The sequence below is a fragment of the Pseudomonas sp. ZT5P21 genome, from assembly GCF_054897785.1.
Genome location: NZ_CM142705.1, coordinates 682824 through 703270, shown reverse-complemented (window position 1 = coordinate 703270; position 20447 = coordinate 682824). Strand labels below are relative to the sequence as shown.

The window sequence follows — 20447 nt, the reverse complement described above, 5'->3', positions numbered from 1 at the left end:
AGTGGATTTTTGTCGGAGCGAACCTGCAAACGAATGGACGCACGGGCGCTGGGTAAACCAGCCGTGCTGTGCTCAGTGCTCGAGGGGTGTTCGATTGTCGAACAACATCCCGGACGAAGCACAAGAGGACTCGCCGGGGGACGAGAAATCTTGTTCCCTACGCAGGCGCTAACCTGATCAGGTTCAACGGGATCCGAAATTATTCGATCTCAGCCTCATAGCAAGGCACCCCGACAAGAACCCGGCCAGTCTAGACACAACCGACAAAGAACGCCAACACCGCGGCAAACACCGTGATGAATGGCGTAATTGCAGGATTGTTGCCGCACCTGCGCGCAACTACACTCGCAACGGCCATGCCGCGCATTGACGCTGTATGTGCCGCGCCGTAGCCTTGGCGCTCAAATTATCAGTGTAATTTCAAGGGATCGCCTCATGCTGCGCAAACTCTCACTGGCCCTCGCCGTGTCTTGTGCGTCCAACGGAATGGCCTGGGCAGCAGAAGCGCCCTTATCGACCAACACCGATCTGGTCAGCGTTTACCAGGAAGCGGTAGACAACAACGCCGACCTGGCCGCCGCCCGCGCCCAGTACGGCGCGCAGAAAGAAGTCGTGCCCCAGGCCCGCGCCGGTCTGCTGCCGAATATCTCGGGTGGCGCCGAGGTGGCCAACGTACGCACCGACATCGATCAGCCGGCCGCCGTTGCCAACCGCAGCGCCAATTCCTGGCAGGCAACGCTGGCTCAGCCGCTGTTTCGTGCCGATCGCTGGTTCCAGTACCAGGCCGCCAAGGACGTCAATGAGCAGGCAGCGTTGCAACTCTCGGCGACCGAGCAAAACCTGATTCTGCAAACCGCCGAAAGCTACTTCAATGTACTGCGCAGCCAGGACAATCTGGCTTCGACCAAGGCTGAGGAAGCGGCATTCAAACGCCAACTCGATCAGTCCAACGAGCGCTTCGATGTCGGCCTGTCGGACAAGACCGACGTGCTGCAATCGCAGGCCAGTTACGATACGGCACGGGCCAACCGGATCGTTGCCCAGCGTCAGGTCGATGATGCGTTTGAAGCGTTGATCACCCTGACCAACCGCCAGTACAACTCGATTCAAGGCATCGTCCACACCTTGCCGATCCTGCCGCCGGCGCCCAATGACGCCAAATCCTGGGTCGACACCGCCGCGAAACAGAACCTGAATCTGCTGGCCAGCAACTACGCGGTCAGCGCCGCCGAGGAAACGCTCAAGCAGCGCAAGGCCGGCCACGCGCCCACCGTGGATGCGGTGGCAAAGTACGAGAAAGGCGACAACGACGCCTTGGGCTTCAGCAACCCGAACGGCTTCGGCCAGGCGTATGGTGGCCCCGTCGAGCAACGCACGCTGGCCCTGCAACTGAACATACCGATCTACAGCGGCGGCCTGACCAGCTCTCAGGTTCGCGAGTCATACTCGCGCCTGGACCAGACTGAACAACAGCGTGAAGGCCTGCGTCGGCAAGTGGTGGAAAACACCCGCAACCTGCACCGTGCGGTGAACACCGATGTGGAGCAGGTGCAGGCGCGCAAGCAGTCGATTATCTCCAACCAGAGCGCGGTGGAAGCCACCGAAATCGGTTATCAGGTGGGCACGCGAAACATCGTCGATGTGCTCGATGCCCAGCGTCAGCTGTACACCTCGGTGCGCAATTACAACAACACCCGCTACGACTACATCCTCGACAACCTGCGCCTGAAGCAGGTCGCCGGCACGTTGAACCCGGGGGATTTGCAGGGTCTGAAGCGCTATCTCAAGGCGGACTACAATCCCGACAAGGATTTCCTGCCGCCGGATCTGGCCAAGGCTGCGGCCGAGCAACTCAAAGCCCGGCCCTGACCGCCAGACTTCAGGTGCCACAATCCTTGTGGGAGCGAACTTGCTCGCGATGACAGTAGTACATTCAACACTTGTGTAGCCTGTCAGTCCGCTATCGCGAGCAAGCTCGCTCCCACAGTTTGCTCAGCGGTAGATCAAGTTTTGTCGACCAACCGATCCAACCCATCCAGCAATCGCTGCAACGCGCCCTGATTGCTGCGCATCACTTTCAACCCCGCCTCCGCCATTCGCTGCGCATCTCGCGGCAATTCGAACAGCCGCTGCACCGCCAGCGCGAGTCCTTCGGCGTCCTCCACTTCCTGCAACGCTCCGGCGCTGCGTAACTGCGCGGCGATTTCCAGAAAGTTGAACAGGTGCGGTCCACTCAGTACCGGTTTCGCCAGGGCGGCGGGTTCCAGCAAGTTATGGCCACCGTTCGGCACCAGACTGCCGCCGACAAAAGCGCTGTCGGCCAGGGCGTACAGAAACAGCAACTCACCCATGGTGTCGCCGAGCAACACAGAAGTCCCCGCGCTCACCGGCGCTCCCGTCGAACGTCGCACCGTGGCAAAGCCCTGTTGCTTGCACAGGTCGAATACCGAATTGAATCGCTCCGGATGACGCGGCACCAGAATCAGCAACGCATCGGGATGACCGGCAAGCAACTGGCGATGCGCCGCCAGCACCACTTCATCTTCCCCGTCGTGAGTACTGGCAGCGATCCAGACCGGACGTTCCTGCGCCTGCCATTGCCCGCGCAACTCGGCGGCACGCTGGAGCAGTTGCGGGTCGATGGTCAGGTCGAACTTGATCGAACCGGTCACTTCAACGGTTTCTGCACGGGCACCCAAATCGCGGAAGCGCTGGGCCTCGGCTTCGGTCTGCACCGCGAACAGGCTCATCTCGGCAAGCATTGGCTGGGTCAACTTGCCGAAACGGCCGTAGCCTCTGGCCGAACGTTCAGACAGACGCGCATTGGCCAGCGCTACGGGAATCCCGCGCTTGGCACATTGGTGGATATGGTTGGGCCAGAGTTCGGTTTCCATGATCACCGCCAGTGTTGGCTGGACCCGATCAAGAAATCGCGCCGCGGCGCATGGCAAGTCATAAGGCAAATAACAGTGCTGAATGCGCGGTTCATTGGCGAACAGCGCCTGGATGCGTTCGGACCCGGTCGGCGTCATGCAGGTCACGGTGATCGGCAGCGCCGGATAGCGTTGCAATAACGCGCGAATCATCGGCGCCGCCGCGATGCTTTCGCCCACGGACACTGCATGCACCCAGATGCCGCCCGGCTTCATCGCCGGCAGCCCGAGGGAGAAACGCTCGCCGATGCGTTTTGCATACGCCGGCGCCTTGCGCGAGCGCAGCCACAGCCGAATCGCTACCAGTGGCAGCCCCAGGTAAAACAGCGCGGTGTAGAGAGTTCTATTCATGGCGGCGGAGTTTATCGGCTTTTCTCGCCGATCGCCTGCAAGTGCACGGCAAAACGTTCCGCCAGCCAACGGGCCGCCGGGCCAAGGGGTTCGTCGCGGCGCCAAACCAGCTCCACTACCAGCGCTGGCGGTGTCCATTCGCTGACCAGTTCGACCATCTGCCCCTGATACGCCGGGTACTGCACAACGTGCCGGGGCAGCCAGGCCCAACCGAGCCCGCGAACCAGCCATTCAGCCATCACGTAGAAACTGTCGGCACGCCAGACCTGCGGGCTGGCCGGCTCGCTGCCGGGATACACGCTGGATTGGGTCGACATCAGCAACTGCCGATGTTGCGCCAGTTGCTGGCAATCGACCTGAGCCTGATTTGCCAGTGGATGCCCGACGCCGCACACGGTGACCATTTCGACGCTGCCCAACACTCGACGCTCGAGCGCCTCGGGAATCTGATCGTGATAAAACAATAAACCCAGATCGGCCCGGCGCTCCACCAGCTTGCGCGCCACATCCCCCTGGGCGGCGCTGGTCAGTTGCACTTCAAGGCTGGGAAATTGTTTCGCCAGCGCTTCGAAGCTTTCAATGATTGGCTGATACGGCATCGCCTCATCCTGAGCCACGCGCAGTCGGGCCTCCTGCCCGCGCATCATCGCCAGCGCCCGGCCGTTGAGGCGCTCGCACTGGCGCAGCACTTCCCGCGCCTCCTCCAGCAAGGCACCTCCGGCTTCGGTGAGTTTTGGCTGACGGCCGCTGCTGCGGTCGAACAGGCTCACGCCCAAGTCTTCTTCCAGCAACGCAATCGAGCTGCTGACCGCCGACTGCGCCTTGCGCTGATCCCGCGCCACAGCGGAAAACGATCGTTGCTCCGCAACGCTGACAAACAAGCGCAGCTGTTCCAGATTCCATTGCATATTCATGGGCAAACCCATCTTCAGGATAGATAGGTAATGACTTTACCGCATCTGAAGAGTCTCTAGAATGCCGACCTTAGAAAGCAACACTGCACACGAGGATTCACCCATGACCGCTTACTACTACTTGGCCATTGCCATCTGCGCCGAAGTGATCGCGACTGTTTCGATGAAAGCCATCAAAGGCTTCAGCACGCCGCTGCCGCTGATTCTGGTGATCGTCGGCTATGGCATTGCCTTCTGGATGTTGACACTGGTGGTGCGCAGCGTTCCGGTGGGCGTGGCTTACGCGGTGTGGGCCGGCATGGGGATTGTGATGGTCAGCGTTGCGGCGCTGTTTATCTACGGGCAGAAGCTGGATGTGCCGGCCATGCTGGGGATGGCACTCATCGTGTTGGGCGTCGTAGTGATCCAGCTCTTCTCCAAAACCGCCGGCCACTAAGACCTGAAACACGATCCATGTGGGAGCGGGCTTGCTCGCGAATAGGCCGTGTCAGTCGACATCTTTGTTGCCTGACACGGCCTATTCGCGAGCAAGCCCGCTCCCACAGGTGCAGCAGCCCCTCCAATCTTCGAGTCTGTATACTGCGCCCTCGTCTTGAACACTGAGGTCGCCGCATGCCATCCGTTATTTCCACCGACGTTCTGATTGTCGGCGCTGGTGTCGCCGGCCTCTGGCTGAATGCGCGCCTGCGCCGCCAGGGTTTTTCGACCGTGCTGGTGGAAAGCACCAGCCTTGGCGGCGGGCAGAGTGTCAAGTCCCAGGGCATCATCCATGGCGGCGCCAAATACGCGCTGCATGGCGCCCTGACTGGCGCTTCAGAAGCCATCGCCGACATGCCGCGTCGCTGGCGTGAAGCCCTGGCCGGCGACGGTGAGCTGGACCTGTCGGGCGTGCGCCTGCTGTCCGAAGCCCACTACCTCTGGTCTCCCGGCACGATCGCCGGCAACCTCACCAGTTTCTTCGCCAGCAAAGCCGTGCGCGGCCGCGTCGATCAGGTCAAGGGCGATCAACTGCCGCCGGCCCTGCAAGACAAGCGCTTCAAGGGCAAGGTCTATCGCCTGGCGGAACTGGTGGTCGACGTGCCAAGCCTGATCCAGCGACTGGCCGATCTGGCGGGTGATGGCTTGCTCGCCGGCCAGACAATCGAACCGCTGCTGGAAGGTGGCGTTCTGGTGGGCCTGAAGGTCGACGAGCGCGAGATCCGCGCCCAGCGCATCGTCCTGAGCGCCGGTGCGGGCACGGCGGCGCTGCTTGAAGCGCTGGGCCTGAGCCAGCCCGCCATGCAACGCCGACCGTTGCACATGATCATCGCCAAAGGCCCGAGCCTCAAACCGCTGTATGCCCACTGCCTGGGCGGCGGCACCAAACCGCGGATCACCGTGACTACCCATCCGGCCGCCGATGGCCAATGGGTCTGGTACCTGGGTGGCGACATCGCCGAAGCTGAAGGTGTCGCCCGTGAACCTGCCGAGCAAATTGCGACCGCGCAGAAAGAACTTGGCCAGTTGCTGCCATGGATCGACCTGAGCACCGTGCAATGGGCGACCTTGCGCGTGGACCGCGCCGAGCCGCTGCAATCGGGCCTGACCCGTCCGGACAACGCATTCATCGCCGAAGAAGGCCGGCTGCTGGTCGGCTGGCCAACCAAACTGGCCCTGGCTCCGGACTTCGCCGACCGCGTGATCAACGCCTTGCAACGTGACGGCATCCATCCGGGCCACCCGGCGCCATTGCCAGAATTGCCGAAACCACCCATGGGCGTCCCGGCCTGGGAGCAACTGCTGCCATGAGCCAACCGACCCTGCACGATCTGCATCGCCCGTTGGGTAGCACAGGCCTGATGGTTTCGCCGCTGGGTCTCGGCACGGTCAAACTCGGCCGCGACCAAGGCGTCAAATACCCCAATGGTTTCCAGATCCCCGGCGATGACGAAGCGCGCATGTTGCTCAAACTCGCGCGCGACCTGGGCATCAACCTGATCGACACCGCGCCGGCTTATGGCCGCAGCGAAGAACGCCTTGGCCCGCTGCTGCGGGGCCAGCGTCAGGACTGGGTGATCGTCAGCAAGGTCGGCGAAGAGTTTGCCGACGGTCAATCTCGCCATGATTTCAGTGCCGCGCACACTCGCCTCTCGGTGGAGCGCAGCCTGCAACGTCTGGAAACGGATTTCATCGATCTGGTGCTGGTGCATTCCGACGGCAACGATTTGGCGATCCTTAACGACAGCGAAGTCTACGCGACCCTCGCCGCGCTCAAGGCCGAAGGCAAGATTCGCGGCTATGGTTTCTCCGGTAAAACAGTCGAAGGCGGTTTGAAGGCTCTGGAGCAAGGCGATTGCGCGATGGTCACCTACAATCTGAACGAACAGAACGAGAAGCCGGTCATTGACTATGCTGCTGCTCACGGCAAAGCCATCCTGGTCAAAAAAGCTCTGGCCAGCGGTCACGTCTGCCTGAGCCCGGGCGTGGACCCGGTGCGCGCCAGCTTCGAGTTGTTGTTTGAACATCCGGGTGTGGCCAGTGCTATTGTCGGGACCATCAATCCGCTGCACCTCGCCCACAACGTCGCGACCGCTGCCCAGGTCCTACGTAGCAACTGATGCCGCCCCACGCGGCCTTAAGCAGGAGCCGACATGCCGCGTACGCTCATCAGAAAGAACCCGAGCAATTTCAAGACACTGCCGTTATTTGTCGAAGCGACTCCCGAAGGCTTGAGCTATCAGAGCGTTGGGATGCCGCTCAATTTTTCCCAGACCCTGCAACGTCGCCGCCCGGTGACAGTGGCTGACAACGAGCGATTCGCGCTGGAGCTGGCCAACCTCGGGGTCTCGGTTCGCCTGACGCTGCATTGGCAGAATCGCGATTATTGGGTGCTGGTACGCCAACGTCGCCAGGACCGCGGCGACGTGGTGCTCAAACTGATCTCCGGTTACGTGCCGGCCCACGAGCTGAATCTGCCGCTGCACACGGCGATTCAGGAGATCGCCGAAGAATGCCTGCTGGAAACCCCGGAAGGCTGGCTCGGGGGACGTTTCAACGACACCTGGCTGCCGGCGCCCTACTCGTCTGCGCTGCATTATCGCGAGGCGTTGCCGTTTCGCCTGACGCCGTTATCCGGCGCGGCGCGGCCGGTGCGTTGCGCCAACCTGCAGCTGATCGAGCGTCCGCAGGCGTACGTTCATCTGCCGACAGCGTCGCTGCAATTGATCTATGACTTGCGCCTGGACGTGCCCAAGGAAGCCAAGTCCCTGAGCCTGTTTCATGTCGACGAGCGACTGGAAGGCGACCAACTGGTGGCCCGGCTGGATCGTAAACGTCCGGACTTGTACTTGATGCCTCTGGTAGAAGGCGTCCCGCGCCCTGAGCTGTACACGCTCAAGCGCGACAAGTTAGTACCCGCCAGTACCCGTGGACTTTATCTGGCGGAGAGCTTTGCTATCCAGGAAGGCTGGACAGTCCGGGAGGAGCGTATTCGCTGGAAGGACTGGGTTGCACAACAAGGGCTGGAAGTACCAAAAGCCCCGCGACGGGCACTGAAGAAACTGAGCGTCAAGGCCCTGCGCCTGGTGCGGTTGGTTCGGGGAAGTTTGCGCCAGTAAGTCAGGCTCGATCTAACCTGCTCGTTGCTTGTCCATGAAGGTGCGCAACCGCGCAAAAAAATGGAAATAGCGATTCTCGCGCTTGCCCATGCCGCGTTTGGGTGAGAACGATTCCTCGGCAAAGGCTCCGGTGATACGAACGCGCGACGCCTTCGTCTCCATGGTGCAGATCTTCGCTCCTGCCTGTTGCAGTGCAAATTTGAGCAGCCGCTCGGAGTGCAACTTCCTGCCCGTCACCTTGCTGAAATCGAAAATGCGCTCAATCCGTTTGCCATAAGCGACGTAGGTGTCACGACCGCAAATGGCAAAACGATCGTTCAGCCCGCCCCACCACTGCCAGTCGGGAATGTAAGTATTGTGCCGTCGGGCGTCGGGATGCTTGAACACATAAGCGGGAAGCGCTGAGTGAAAGAAGTTGTCCGGCCGCACGTAGACGACGAAATCGGGATTGAACGACTCCATCATGGTCGTGACCGTGTGCAACGAATTGAGCTGGTAGATCAGGTTTCTGAGCGAGGCGTAATCATCAGCCCAGGTATCGCCCAACGCTTTCACTTGCTCAAAGTTCCAGCGATCGAGAACACCCTCGGTCGAGGACAGCAGCCCGGTCATGGTTTCGAAGGGCTGGTAATTATCAGCCTTCAACTGACCCTGTTCACCCGAGCGCGAGTTCTGCACTTCGTCGATTTTATACAGGTGATAAAAGCACTTTACGTTGCTGTCCGAAGGTAGCAGCGCAAGGACGTTTTCTTGAATGGAAGGAAAACAGATCTGCGAATTTCTCGGGATACCAAAAAAAGCCACCGCAATATTCAGCACTCGACAGTACCCCTCGAAAAATAATCCGGCTCGTTCTTCGGTGCCCCGCTGGCAACCGATGACAACTCTTCATTCATTGGCGACTGAACAGCTTCTGCCACCAACGGCGACGCCGCAGCGGTACCACGATGACGTCTGATTTTTGCAACCAGTCCCGTTCATAATCCCAGGCGTGCCCGCCCCAGCGTTTACCGGCCTCGTTGGAAAAACCCAACGTCATGAGCTGGTAGTCGTATCCCGCCTGACCGCGCAGCCAGTCAAACAACACCAGCGCATTGAAGCCGGTGGTAGGTCCGACATAGCGTTTACCACCCGGGCGATCGATCGGATAATTCCACAATGCTGGCAACGGGATTCGCTCCCAATAAAGCGCCACCTCCGGCAAGGGGCACATGGCCCCGGTGCATCCCACTAACATCGTGAAACATCGCGAGTCAGTCTGACCGAAAAGCCGCTGCACTTCAGGCCCATAGGGGAGGCCAAAAAAGTAGGCGTCTGGCGCATTGAAACCATGCACGAAGAGATTAACGCTTTGTGGGCAAAGCAGCGTCGCCAGGACACAGTTGTTGAAGCTGACGACGACGTCATCGGCGCCGATATTCAGCGCTTGGAAATCGTCCCGGGTAATGGCTGGATTGTTGGCAACAAGCAGAACCCGGGAAGCGCCGCGCAAGCACTCCTTCAGCGCCTGCGGCAGCCCGTCCGGAACAGATTGATGACCACCGGGCAACGCATCCAACGCCATCGGCTCATCCGCTTGAGGCTGTCGATGTTCCATATCTACTCTGGAACCTGCATACCGTATCGCAGCTTTACCCAAAGGCGAGTGAACACTGAAGGTGGTTGCCACGGACGCATTTCACGCTGAATCTCGGCCGCGAGTGTGCGACCCACACGAGCAAAGGAATACTGGCTCTCGGCGAATGCCTGCCCGTTACTGGCAATACGAGCAGTCAGCAAGGGGTCACTCTGCAGCAAATGGAGTTTTTCCACGGCCTCATCTTCAGAGCGATAGAAAACCGTATTGTGCATATCCCGGAAGCCCAGCAATTGGTCTTCTTCACCCTGACTCCAGGCCAGCAATACACAGCCACACGCCATCGCTTCAAAGTTCTTGATCATGAATTCATTCATGCCGATATCGGCACTCACAAAAATTTTGATGCGATTGAGCATTTCCAGGTATTCCGCGCCTGACTTGGTGCGGCCCACCATCATGCCGGTACGCCGGGAAAGTGATTCCAGAAGTGCCCTGCGTTGCGCGTATTCAGTGCTTTTCAGACTGCCCAGAAAGGCCACCGGGATGTCCCGAACACTCTCGGTGTTTTGCAGCATTTGTTCGTCATATCCCTTCGAAACGAACACTGCGTCAATGTTTTCAGCTTGCATCCGACGCGCTACGACAGCGCCGGAAACCAGCACGCGAGAACTTGGCAGACGGCTGTACAGACGCGAGTAGACACGCAGGTACTTACTCTCCGGCATGTAATTCTGATAAGCATCATGCTCGAGAAAAACCAGGCCGGGAATACATTTCAGGACGCTTAGTTGAGGGACGAGACGCTTGACCCTGGAGAAGATCACGACCCGGTCAAAGTTCTGGTAATGGACGGAGGCGAGAAACGGACCCAACTTCATTTGCTGCTTTTTGCTCAGACGATAAACGACACACTCGTCGCAGTTGTGCTGCACGATTTCATACAGTCGATCCAGAATCACGCGTTGCTCGTCCATCACCAAGAGCATGACTTTCATAAATCATTTACCACAAGACAAAGCAGACAAGAGCCTTGGGTCATACCCGTCAACATCCTCGGAGACGGTTATAAGCTCACGATAAACCCGTACATACACTGTATGAAACGGGCGTCATTAATCTCATCAATGGCTGCGAATCTTCTCGACAATCGCGGTTGTCGAGCTGTTTTCCACCAATCCCAGCACCTTCACGGTACCGCCGTAAGCCGTCACGATATCTGCACCGACCACTTGATCGATCCCGTAGTCGCCGCCCTTGACCAGCACGTCCGGCTTGACCTCGCGCAGCAGGTTTTCAGGAGTGCCTTCAGGGAAGCTGATCACCCAATCCACCGCCCCCAGCCCCGCCAGCACAGCCATGCGACGGTCAACACTGTTGATCGGACGTCCCGGCCCTTTCAGGCGGCTTACCGATGCATCGTCGTTGACCGCGACGATCAAACGGTCCCCTTGGGCCCGTGCCTGCTCGAGGTAGGTCACATGGCCGGCATGCAGGATGTCGAAACAACCGTTAGTGAAGACGATCTTCTCTTTGTGCGCACGCGCATCGTCAACCGCCAGCAGCAACTGTTCAAGGCCCAACACACCGCGCTCGGAGCCTTCTTCACGCTGAATGGCACGCCGCAGCTCCGGAGCGCTGATGGCCGCCGTGCCGAGCTTGCCGACCACGATGCCGGCCGCCAGGTTGGCCAACGCCACCGCGTGAGGCAATTCTTCACCAGCAGCGATCGCAGCGGCCAGGGTGGAAATCACCGTGTCGCCGGCGCCGGTCACGTCGAACACTTCCCGCGCGCGGGCGGGCAAGTGCAATGCAGGATGATCCGGGCGCAACAAGGTCATGCCATGCTCGCCACGCGTCACCAGCAAAGCGCCAAGGTCCAGGTCGTGCATCAGTTGCGCGCCCTTGCTCACCAGTTCGTGCTCATCGGCGCAACCGCCGACGATGGTTTCGAATTCACTGAGGTTCGGGGTAATCAGGCTCGCCCCCCGGTAGATCGAAAAATCCTTGCCCTTGGGATCGGCCAACACCGGAATGCCACGGGCACGGGCAGCCTGGATCAGTACCTGATGATTTTTCAGCGCGCCTTTGCCGTAGTCGGACAGCACCAGCACCTTGATGCCTTGAAGCAACTCATCAACTTGTTCGCCCAGCGCCAGGGCGTCGGTGGCAAAGGGCTCTTCGAAGTCGATACGCAGCAACTGCTGGTGACGACTCATGACCCGCAACTTGACGATGGTCGGCTGGTGCGCAATACGCTGGAACAATGCGCGCACACCAGCACCCTTGAGGCTATTGGCCAAGCTGTCGGCAGCTTCGTCGTCGCCGGTCACTCCAACCAGCGAGGCCGGTGCGCCGAGCGCGGCAATGTTCAGGGCAACGTTAGCGGCACCGCCCGGGCGGTCCTCGATTTGCTCGACCTTGACCACCGGGACCGGCGCCTCAGGGGAAATCCGTGAGGTACCACCATGCCAGTAACGGTCGAGCATGACATCGCCGACCACCAATACAGGGGCTTGATCGAATCGCGGCATGGACAACTTCATGGAGCAACCCACATACAAAATGAACAAGGGCGGGATATTAGCACAGGGTTGGCGTGGGACTTGCTCATGGCATGAACGAGGGTGCCAAAAGCAAAAAAAATCGCAGCCTGTACAAGTTCGGAACTTCAGACTGCGATTTTTTTCGGTCGCTCACGACGAATGACGTCGACAGGAATCAGGCGATATCTTCAGCCGGGGCATCGAGGCCCATGGCGTTCAGACGGGCGTAATAGCCGTTTTGCGCCAAAAGTTCGGCATGTGTGCCGCGTTCGACGATCCGGCCCTGATCCATGACCAGAATCAGGTCGGCCTTCTCGATGGTCGACAGACGGTGAGCAATCACCAGGGTCGTCCGGCCTTTCATCACCTGATCCAGAGCCGCCTGGATGTGCCGTTCCGATTCGGTGTCGAGGGCCGATGTCGCTTCGTCGAGAATCAGCAACGGCGCATTCTTCAACAGGGCCCGGGCAATTGCCAGACGCTGACGCTGGCCACCGGACAGCAATACGCCGTTCTCGCCGACCTGGGTGTCCAGGCCTTCGGGGAGTTGTGCGATGAAGTCCATCGCATAAGCGTCTTTCGCCGCTTTTTCGATATCTTCACGGGGCGCGCCAGCCAGATCGCCGTACGCAATGTTGTTGGCCACGGTATCGCTGAACAACGTCACGTGCTGGGTGACCTGGGCGATGTGCCTGCGCAGATTCAACAGTTTGTACTGTTCCACCTCGACGCCATCAATCAGGATCTCACCCTGGTCGTGGTGATAGAAACGCGGAATCAGGTTGGCCAGGGTCGACTTGCCACTGCCAGAACGCCCTACCAGCGCCACCATTTGCCCAGGCTCGACCGAGAAACTGATGTCGTCGAGTACCTGACGTTCAGTGCCAGGGTAGGTGAAGCTCAGATGCCGCACATCCAGGCGCCCGGTTACGGCGTCACGCACGACAGTGCCGGTATCGACTTCCGGTTCAACGTCCAGTTGCTCGAAGATACTTTCGGCACCGGCCACGCCTTTTTGAATGGTCGAGCTGACTTCGGACAGTTGACGGATAGGCTTGGGCAGCAGGCCTGCCAGGGTGATGTAGGCCACCATATCACCGGCAGACGCATCGCCACGCAGGAAAAGTACCAGGAACATCAGCACGGCCATGGCGCTGTAGATCACCAACTGCAGCAACGGCGTGTAGATGGCGCCGGTACGGGTCATGCGCAATTGCTTGTCGGTGTTGCCCTGGCTGGCATTGAAGAACCGCTTCTCTTCGTATCCTTCGCCGCCGAAGCTGCGCACCACGCGATACCCCTGGATGGTTTCCGACGCCACGTGCGTCACGTCGCCCATGGCCGCCTGGATCTTCTGGCTCTGCTTGCGGAATTTCTTGCTCGCGGTACGGACCATCAACGCGATCAGTGGCAGGATCGCGACCATGACCAGGGTCAGGCGCCAGTTCATGAAAAGCAGCGAGGCAAACAGGAAGATCACCGTCATGCCTTCACGGATGACGACCTTGATCGCATCTGTGGCCGCCCCGGTGACCATGGTCACGTTAAAGGTGATACGGGAGATCAGGTGGCCGGAGTTATGCTTGTCAAAATACCGGTTGGGCAAAACAAGCAGGTTATTGAACAACTGTACCCGCAGGTCGTGGACGAGCCCAAGAGAAACCTTGGCCAGGAAGTAGTTGCCCAGATAAGATCCCAACCCCTGCCAGGCGGCGATCAGAATGATCAGCAACGGCACCGCTTGCAACAGTTGCAGGTCGCGCAGATAGGGGACGCTGGGAAACAGCACCGCTTCGGGATTGGACAGGCCATCGACGAAGTACTTGAGGATGTAGCCGAGCATTGGCTGCGTCGAAGCGAAAATCAGAAAACCGACGATGCTGATCAGGAACAGGCTGATGTACGGCCGGACATAACCGAGCAGACGGAAGTAGATTTTCAAGCTCGAGGGGCTTGCGGAGAGACTGGAGTCGGTCATATCACGCGAATGTCGATAAAAAGGACGCTGACTTTAGCACAGCTTCCTCAGGGTTCTGGCAATCGCATAAAGGCTGTTATTGTTAGACGGCGCAAACGGTATCATATAGCCATCACCGGAATGGCCGATCAACCTCAGGATTGAATTTCTCAGCATGCAACTCAGCGGTTTCAACAGTACATCCAATCGAGTCTTCGATTTCATTTGCCTGTGGATGCTTCCACTCGGCTACCTCTTGCTTCTCTGCTCGCTGTTCTTCCTGCCGGACCGCAGTCTGCTTCATAAGCTCTACTATGGCTTGTTCAGCATTCCAGCATTGATCGCGCTTTGCTTGCGACCTCGAGAGCTCAAAGAATTGTTGCGCGAGCCGATCTTCATCGCAATGCTGCTGTTCGCAGGTTGGGCGCTGTTGAGTCTGTGCTGGAGCCCGGGCGATGATGGATTTTCCGGCAAGCTCAAACCACCCCTCCACACGCTGATGCTGTTCGCCGGGTGCTACCTTCTGGTGCGCTTCCGCAGCGATATCGTCCAGCCCCTGCTGTTCAGCGCCGCGATAGTCGGACTGATCGCGTCGATCTATAACCTGTACACGTTTGCTCATATCTATGAGCCAGGCATGCGCCTGATCGGTGGCGGCGCGTTCGACAACCCACTGCTGAGCTCGCACTTGTTCGGTTTCTTCTGCGCCTATTGGCTGAGCCTGAGCATGACCTGCAAGCGCCCGCAGATACTCTGGTTGAGTATCCCGGCCATGGCGGTCATGTTCAGTGCAGTGATCGCCACCGGCTCCCGGACACCGCTGGTTGCCCTGACACTGGCGGCGCTGTGGCTGGGCTGCATCTGCTGGAACCGCCGGTCCGTCGTATTGCTGGGGATCATGCTCGTCGGCGGGGCGTCGGTGGTTGCGCTTTTCTCGGACATGATTTTCGGACGAGGCAATTCCTATCGTTTTGAAATCTGGCAGATGGTCTGGCAAAGAATCGCTGAACACCCGTGGATCGGCCATGGCTACGACGCCAGTCTGGACGTCGATCTGGGCCTGGGCTACATGCTGGCAGAACCTCACAGTTTCGCCTTGGGCGTTCTCTACTACGTCGGTATTTTCGGTTTTATCCCGTGGCTGTTCTTCCAGGCCTGGGGCCTGCTGAGCAGCTGGCGCCATCGAGTGCAACCGCTGTTCATCATCGCCTCGACCTGGCTGGTGTTCGGCATCGGTGCGGGCCTGACCGAAGGCGGCGGGATCATTTCGCGCCCCAAGGAACACTGGTTTCTGCTGTGGATTCCACTGGCGCTGATCGCCGCGCTGAGCATCAACCAGCGCGCAGGTCGCCTGCTGGCCATGCCGATCAAGCAACTGGCGCAGACAGCCCTGCAAAAACTGACCGCCAACGCTCAAGTGATCGAGGAAGATGGTCTGGGACCCAAGGTCTTGCGCCTGATCGATGGCAGCTTCCTCAAGCTGTTCCGCCGTCGCCGTTGGTACACCTCGGGCAGCTTCGATCCGTATTCCGAACGCTTTGCCGCCAACAGTGAACGATTGCGCCTGATGGGTTTCCCGACGCCGCACATTCTGGATCTTTACCGCCTCGCGGATGGCAGCAGCGCCGTGCACTACACGCCTCTGCCAGGCCATACCCTGCGCCAGGTTCTGCAAGGGATCACGGCACCGGACGTGCGCCATGCGCTGGTGGAACGCTTCGGAAAATTCATGGCGCAGCTGCACGAACAAGGCGTGTATTTCCGCTCCCTGCATCTGGGTAACGTGCTGGTGCTCGAGGACGGCGAATTTGGTCTGATCGATGTGGCTGACCTGCGCATCTACCCTTCGTCACTGAGCCTGTCTCTGCGCCAGCGCAATCTGCGCCATATGCAGCGATACACCGTCGATCGACGCTGGCTGTTCGAGGATCATTTCCAGGCACTGCTGCAAGGCTATGCCGTGACAGCATCGAAATCTGCTGTGGATACCCTGCACAAACAGGTGCTGACGACCAGCCCGCCTGCTCAGGTTCACTGATCTCCCCTCACCAAGGAGCGAGCTTGCTCGCGATGCACGTTAACGAAGACGCGTTTTGTCTGAATACACGCGTCGTTCACAAGTCCATCGCGAGCAAGCTCGCTCCTACAGGGTTGTCGGCAGCTCAATCCTTTTCCAGCGGCGAGAAATACAACCGCCCCAAGCCACGCCAGGTCTTCTTGTTCCACGCTTTGAACGGAATCTGCGCCAGCAGTTCGCGCGCCAGCTTGCGGTCGCGGTTGGCGGTTTTCAGGAACATCGAACTGAGAAACTTGTAGCGCACGTGCTCGTACAGCGGGTGATCGCTGAACAGTGCGTAGGAACGCAGAATGTTGTCGATCATGAAGCGGTGATTCTTGTAGGAGTTGGTGGCGTGTTTGCGATAGCGCGCCATCAACACGTTCAAGCCATCAATGAAGTAACCGGCGTGGGTCACCTTCAGCTCGATCAACAAATCTTCCAGTCGAATGTTCGGATCGAACCCGCCGACCTTGTCCAGCGCCTCGCGACGAATCATCAGGGTCGGCGCTGGCGGATAGGGCTTGCGCTCCAGGAACATGTCATCGAAATCCAGGCGGCGAAACGGCACATCGCGACGCTGACGCGACTCCGGGTACGGGTCGCCGTCAGCGTCGATAAGTTCGATGTTGCCGGCGCAGATGCCGACCTCGGGTTTGCCATCCATGTACGCCACCTGCGTAGCGATGCGCTCGGGCAGCATGATGTCATCGGAACCGAAGGGCACGATCAGAGTGCCCTTTGCGCGCGCAATGGCACCGTTGAGGGTATTGGTCAGTCCCTGGTTCTGCTGCACACGGAAATCAAAGCCGTGTTGCGCCTGCAAGACATTGATCCGCTCGACACTGTCATCGCTGGAGCCATCATCGACCACCAGTAGTTCGATGTTCGAATAGGTCTGGTTGAGGACGCTGAGAATGCTCTCCTCAATATAACGACCGTGGTTATACGACGCGATGATGACCGTGACGATGGGTTGTGCGTCGCTCATGATTGTTCCTTGCGGGCCTTGCTCAAGCCGGAGTCGATCAGGTTCAGGTACTCCTGACGGAACACCTCAATGTCGTGTTGTTCCTGGAGATAACGGTAAGCCTGTTCGCCTTTGGCCTTCAGCGCGTCATCCGAGAGCCCGAGGTAAGTATCCAGTGCCGCGACCAGGCTCGGCACATCCTTGGGCGTAATCGCCAGACCGCCCGCGCCCTGAATCAGCGGCAGCATCGCCGGTACGCTGGAGGCGATCACCGGAAGATGACCGCTCATGCCCTCGAGCAATGCCAGCCCGAGACCTTCGGCCAGCGATGGCATGGTCCAGATGTCAAAGGCGCGAACGTACTGCAAGGCGTTTTCCTTGAAGCCCAGCAGGTGTGCACGCCCGCTCAGGCCCAGACGCTGGATCTCGGCGGCCAGGCGCGACTCTTCGCGACCGGCACCGATGATCGCCAATTGGGTGTTCGGATACTTGTCCTTGAGCGCCGCAAACGCCTGCAACAGGTAGGTGTGCCCCTTGACCGGCACCAATCGGCCCAAAGCGCCGATCAACCGCACCGATGGATCAATGCAGAGCAGTTCACGAGCGCGTTCGCGGTTGTGCTGCAAGCCTTCGGCCTGTTCGATGTCGATCGCATTGGTAATGGCATAGGTGTTTTGATCGGTGAAACCGCAATCACAGTCCAGCAGGTACTGTTTGACCGCCGGCGACACACCGACAAAACGCCAGTGACGATCAATCAGGCTCCGGGTCTGGCGACGCCGGTAGAACCGGTCGTACTCACCAAAGCCGTGGGAGATACCGATGCACAATGGCACTTTCAACCAGCGGTTGAGCGTCAGCATCATGTTGACCGGCTTGAAGCGATTGCAGATCACCACATCGAATTTTTCTTTGCGGCAAAACTGATACAGCCGCCACATGGCACGCAGGCGCATGCCCTTGAGCGATTTGTCGGAAAACTCGAAATAAACGGAACGCGCGGCACGGCTCACGGCCTCGCCCGGACCTGGCTTGCCGCGCAGAAACGCGGCGGTCACCTCATAGCGATCACCCGGCAAAGCCTTGACGATCTGCTCCGCCAGGTCGGCAAAGTCATGGGCTTTGACATTGTAGTCAGGCTGCAACTGCAGAACCTTTGACCGTTGACTCATAACTCTCCCCGGTGAAAACCCGTTGCATCGATGACCCAGGCGGGCTCAGAGGCAAGCTGCCTGACCTGTGCCGGATCGGGTTGAGGCAACCGTGGCCATTCGTTGCGCTTCCAGCAAACGAAATGGAAATACGGAAACCGGCGATCGCCATCGCGATCATTGGTCAGGTGGCCGTCGCGCCAATGCCATTGGTGCGGAAAATTCTCGGTCCCGTCATGCCATTTGATGCAGCCACCTGGTGTGCTGAATGCCTCTGTGAACTCGCTGCGTCGGCGCCATGGGTTGAACTTGCCTGCCAGTTTGAACAAGGGCTCGGGGAAATTTTTGCGCCAGAGGAAGATTCGACTGAACGCCCCTTCGTCCAGGGCGTGATGTTTCTGGTCAGTGAACCGCGCTTCCCAGTCCTTGATCTGCCTGAACAACTCACGCTTGCGAGCGGTGTTTCTGATCAGGCAAAGATGCCCTGCCACTCGCCGCTCGTGGGTGGAGTACAGATCGTATGAAGCAAGCCGATCCGCAGTGAAGTAGCTGCGCAGGTCGCCATACACAAGGTCAATATCGCCGAATGCCCAGAAATCATAGCCCTCCAGGCGGTCGGCATGAATAAGTCCAAACGCGGGCCTGATGTCGCACAGTTTGTAAGCTTCGGTTGGCGCAAAGTCGATACCCAGCCGCTCAGACACCAAACCACAGTAATCGCTGAACATCATGCATTCGACCGTCACGTTCGGTGGCAGATTGTCAGGAACGCCACAGTCTGTGAAGAACAACCAGTCGATGTCTGGATTGCGCCGGCAGCTTTCTAGAAAAAACGGCATCCAGAACGGCCAACGACCGAAATAAGGCATCAAAAACAAAATACGCGGGCATGGATTGATCACGGGAAAACTCACTGTCATTGCTGGAAACGCCGCCATGCTAGGCAGAGTTGTACTTCAGTTCTGCTTCACAGGTGTTCCGACATGCTCCAGAAGCCAGAACAATTCCTGGCGTCTGACCGCCTTGCGAAAGAATTCATTCTCGCCATGGAGGGGCGGCACTCTACTGGCCAAGAGCCACTGTATCAACCGCCGCAGTCGCCGCTTGAAGGGCATGCGGGGCTGGAGGTCGTGCATCATTCCCAGCGCCATGGCTTTATCACGCTGAAGTTCCGGGGAAACCGGAAGGCAGTAAGGCCGCATCGGCACCGACGAATCGAAGGCGGGCGGCAGTGCGATACCCTGGCCGGCATCCCCCATGGGCCAGCGATCGTTGTCATGCAAATGGTTTGCATAACCGAGCAACGTGGTCGGCTGCCACTCCAGGCCTCGCAGTGCTTCAAGGATCGCTTGCCGGGCGCAAATGTGGTCCGGGTGCGGATCGAGCGTCGGGTGCGGTAACACGATGACTTCAGGACGGGCCCGCAACAGCAATTCGCGCAGGTCGGCCAACAGGTTGTTCCAGGTTGGCGCACCATCGGCGTCGCCCGGCAGTGCAAAAGGATTCAATTGACGGAACAAGCGGGTGTCGTCCATCTCCGCTTCCCGCGAACCCACTGGCCGGGACGGTGCTGCCTGCATCTCCGTCAGTCGCAGGCAGAAATAACCCAACTGCACGCAATGGGCTTCGGGCACGCCGGCCCAACGTGGCACGGCGATGCTGTCCCAGGCCCGCAACCGCCCCTTGAGGCGCGCCGCTTCGACCTTGCTCAGCCCGATCCGCTGATAATGCTCAGCTTCGATTTCGCCGGCAGTGAGGGTAACGATCCAGGCTTCGTCGGCCTGACTGTACAGACCGTAGGCCGCCAATTCGGCGTCGTCGGCATGAGGTGCGATGACCATCACCCGCTGACGACGGTAATCCGGTTGTTCGAACGCCCAAAGCACGGGTTCGCCTAGCACTCTGCAAAAACGCCCGCGCACGCGCAACTCGCCCCGCGACAGCAATTGCGCCTGACCACTCAGGTTGAGATAGCGCAGCCCGTTGGTACCGCGTTCGAAGGTTTGTCGATCGGGCGTATCGCCACCCGACAGTTCTACCGCCGGGTCGATAAAGCGTCCCAGCCAGGTGCTTTTGATCCGCAGGGCCAATACCAGCGTAGCGTCGTCCACCAGCATGACGCCCTCATCCAGGCGCAAACGCTCACCGTCCAGGTGAATCTTGGGTTGCGGGGTGTAAGGCGGGAAGCTGTACGCGTAATCGTCCTTGGGCGAATAAAACAAATGGTCGGCGAACCATGCTTCGTGAGCGATCCAGCCCAGCACCGCCAATAGAAGCGGCAGCCACCAGGCCACCAGCACGCCGACGACAATCAACAGCACCAGGGCGATCAACAGGCCGATGCGTTTGTTGCGCCGGTGGCGCTTGAGCAATTGCTGTTTACGGCTCACGGGTTCG

General features: G+C 59.2%; 17 protein-coding genes and 1 riboswitch. Of the genes, 6 read left to right on the top strand and 11 right to left on the bottom strand.

What is annotated here, in order from left to right:
- Positions 1 to 137: 137 nt before the first annotated feature.
- A riboswitch (TPP riboswitch) is annotated at positions 138 to 243 on the bottom strand.
- Positions 244 to 435: 192 nt separating this feature from the next.
- Positions 436 to 1869 carry a TolC family outer membrane protein gene (locus tag ACYZT9_RS03205; protein ID WP_462008538.1) on the top strand — a complete coding sequence of 478 codons (1434 nt, stop codon included), beginning with the start codon at positions 436 to 438 and terminating at the stop codon, positions 1867 to 1869.
- A gap of 134 nt (positions 1870 to 2003) precedes the next feature.
- On the opposite strand, the gene waaA is transcribed toward ACYZT9_RS03205, so the two are convergent.
- Positions 2004 to 3284: a lipid IV(A) 3-deoxy-D-manno-octulosonic acid transferase gene (gene waaA, locus ACYZT9_RS03200; protein ID WP_462008537.1), complete on the bottom strand. Its 1281-nt coding sequence runs from the start codon at positions 3282 to 3284 to the stop codon at positions 2004 to 2006.
- 11 nt (positions 3285 to 3295) lie between these two features.
- Positions 3296 to 4198, bottom strand: coding sequence for a LysR family transcriptional regulator (locus tag ACYZT9_RS03195; protein WP_462008536.1), 903 nt, complete (start codon positions 4196 to 4198; stop codon positions 3296 to 3298).
- 103 nt (positions 4199 to 4301) lie between these two features.
- Here ACYZT9_RS03195 and ACYZT9_RS03190 point away from each other — a divergent pair, with 103 nt between their 5' ends.
- The 4 genes from ACYZT9_RS03190 to ACYZT9_RS03175 all read left to right on the top strand — a co-directional run bounded on the left by ACYZT9_RS03190 (position 4302) and on the right by ACYZT9_RS03175 (position 7794).
- Entirely contained in the window at positions 4302 to 4634 is a 333-nt protein-coding gene (locus tag ACYZT9_RS03190) for a DMT family transporter (RefSeq protein ID WP_462008535.1), read from the top strand.
- Between the two features lie 176 nt (positions 4635 to 4810).
- Positions 4811 to 5986 (top strand): NAD(P)/FAD-dependent oxidoreductase, encoded by a 1176-nt coding sequence (locus tag ACYZT9_RS03185; RefSeq protein WP_462008534.1) that lies wholly within the window; start codon positions 4811 to 4813, stop codon positions 5984 to 5986.
- Complete coding sequence (locus tag ACYZT9_RS03180; RefSeq protein ID WP_462008533.1) at positions 5983 to 6795, top strand: aldo/keto reductase; 813 nt, start codon at positions 5983 to 5985, stop codon at positions 6793 to 6795. The genes ACYZT9_RS03185 and ACYZT9_RS03180 overlap by 4 nt, the downstream gene beginning before the upstream one ends.
- A gap of 33 nt (positions 6796 to 6828) precedes the next feature.
- On the top strand, positions 6829 to 7794 hold the full coding sequence (locus ACYZT9_RS03175) for a metal ABC transporter ATPase (protein WP_462008532.1): 966 nt from the start codon (positions 6829 to 6831) through the stop codon (positions 7792 to 7794).
- Between the two features lie 12 nt (positions 7795 to 7806).
- On the opposite strand, the gene ACYZT9_RS03170 is transcribed toward ACYZT9_RS03175, so the two are convergent.
- The 5 genes from ACYZT9_RS03170 to msbA form a co-directional block, all read right to left on the bottom strand.
- On the bottom strand, positions 7807 to 8613 hold the full coding sequence (locus ACYZT9_RS03170; protein WP_462008531.1) for a hypothetical protein: 807 nt from the start codon (positions 8611 to 8613) through the stop codon (positions 7807 to 7809).
- Positions 8614 to 8686: 73 nt separating this feature from the next.
- Entirely contained in the window at positions 8687 to 9391 is a 705-nt protein-coding gene (locus tag ACYZT9_RS03165; protein ID WP_462008530.1) for a hypothetical protein, read from the bottom strand.
- A 2-nt stretch (positions 9392 to 9393) separates the two neighbouring features.
- Positions 9394 to 10368: a glycosyltransferase family protein gene (locus ACYZT9_RS03160; RefSeq protein WP_462008529.1), complete on the bottom strand. Its 975-nt coding sequence runs from the start codon at positions 10366 to 10368 to the stop codon at positions 9394 to 9396.
- Positions 10369 to 10494: 126 nt separating this feature from the next.
- A complete protein-coding gene (gene hldE / locus ACYZT9_RS03155; RefSeq protein WP_462008528.1) occupies positions 10495 to 11916 on the bottom strand; it encodes a bifunctional D-glycero-beta-D-manno-heptose-7-phosphate kinase/D-glycero-beta-D-manno-heptose 1-phosphate adenylyltransferase HldE in 1422 nt (473 codons plus the stop codon).
- Between the two features lie 175 nt (positions 11917 to 12091).
- The gene (gene msbA, locus ACYZT9_RS03150) at positions 12092 to 13894 is read right to left on the bottom strand and encodes a lipid A export permease/ATP-binding protein MsbA (protein ID WP_462008527.1); all 1803 of its coding nucleotides are present in this window, start codon (positions 13892 to 13894) and stop codon (positions 12092 to 12094) included.
- 154 nt (positions 13895 to 14048) lie between these two features.
- Between msbA and ACYZT9_RS03145 the strand changes: the two genes are divergently transcribed.
- A complete protein-coding gene (locus ACYZT9_RS03145; protein WP_462008526.1) occupies positions 14049 to 15911 on the top strand; it encodes an O-antigen ligase family protein in 1863 nt (620 codons plus the stop codon).
- A gap of 124 nt (positions 15912 to 16035) precedes the next feature.
- Here the strand turns inward: ACYZT9_RS03145 and ACYZT9_RS03140 are convergent, their stop codons facing one another.
- From ACYZT9_RS03140 to ACYZT9_RS03125, 4 genes are read right to left on the bottom strand one after another with little or no spacing between them, the layout of a single operon-like run.
- On the bottom strand, positions 16036 to 16920 hold the full coding sequence (locus ACYZT9_RS03140; protein WP_462008525.1) for a glycosyltransferase: 885 nt from the start codon (positions 16918 to 16920) through the stop codon (positions 16036 to 16038).
- On the bottom strand, positions 16917 to 18071 hold the full coding sequence (locus ACYZT9_RS03135) for a glycosyltransferase family 4 protein (RefSeq protein WP_462008524.1): 1155 nt from the start codon (positions 18069 to 18071) through the stop codon (positions 16917 to 16919). The genes ACYZT9_RS03140 and ACYZT9_RS03135 overlap by 4 nt, the downstream gene beginning before the upstream one ends.
- Positions 18068 to 18952 carry a DUF6625 family protein gene (locus tag ACYZT9_RS03130; RefSeq protein ID WP_462010145.1) on the bottom strand — a complete coding sequence of 295 codons (885 nt, stop codon included), beginning with the start codon at positions 18950 to 18952 and terminating at the stop codon, positions 18068 to 18070. The genes ACYZT9_RS03135 and ACYZT9_RS03130 overlap by 4 nt, the downstream gene beginning before the upstream one ends.
- Before the next feature lie 54 nt (positions 18953 to 19006).
- Positions 19007 to 20440: a PIG-L deacetylase family protein gene (locus ACYZT9_RS03125; protein WP_462008523.1), complete on the bottom strand. Its 1434-nt coding sequence runs from the start codon at positions 20438 to 20440 to the stop codon at positions 19007 to 19009.
- Positions 20441 to 20447 lie beyond the last annotated feature (7 nt).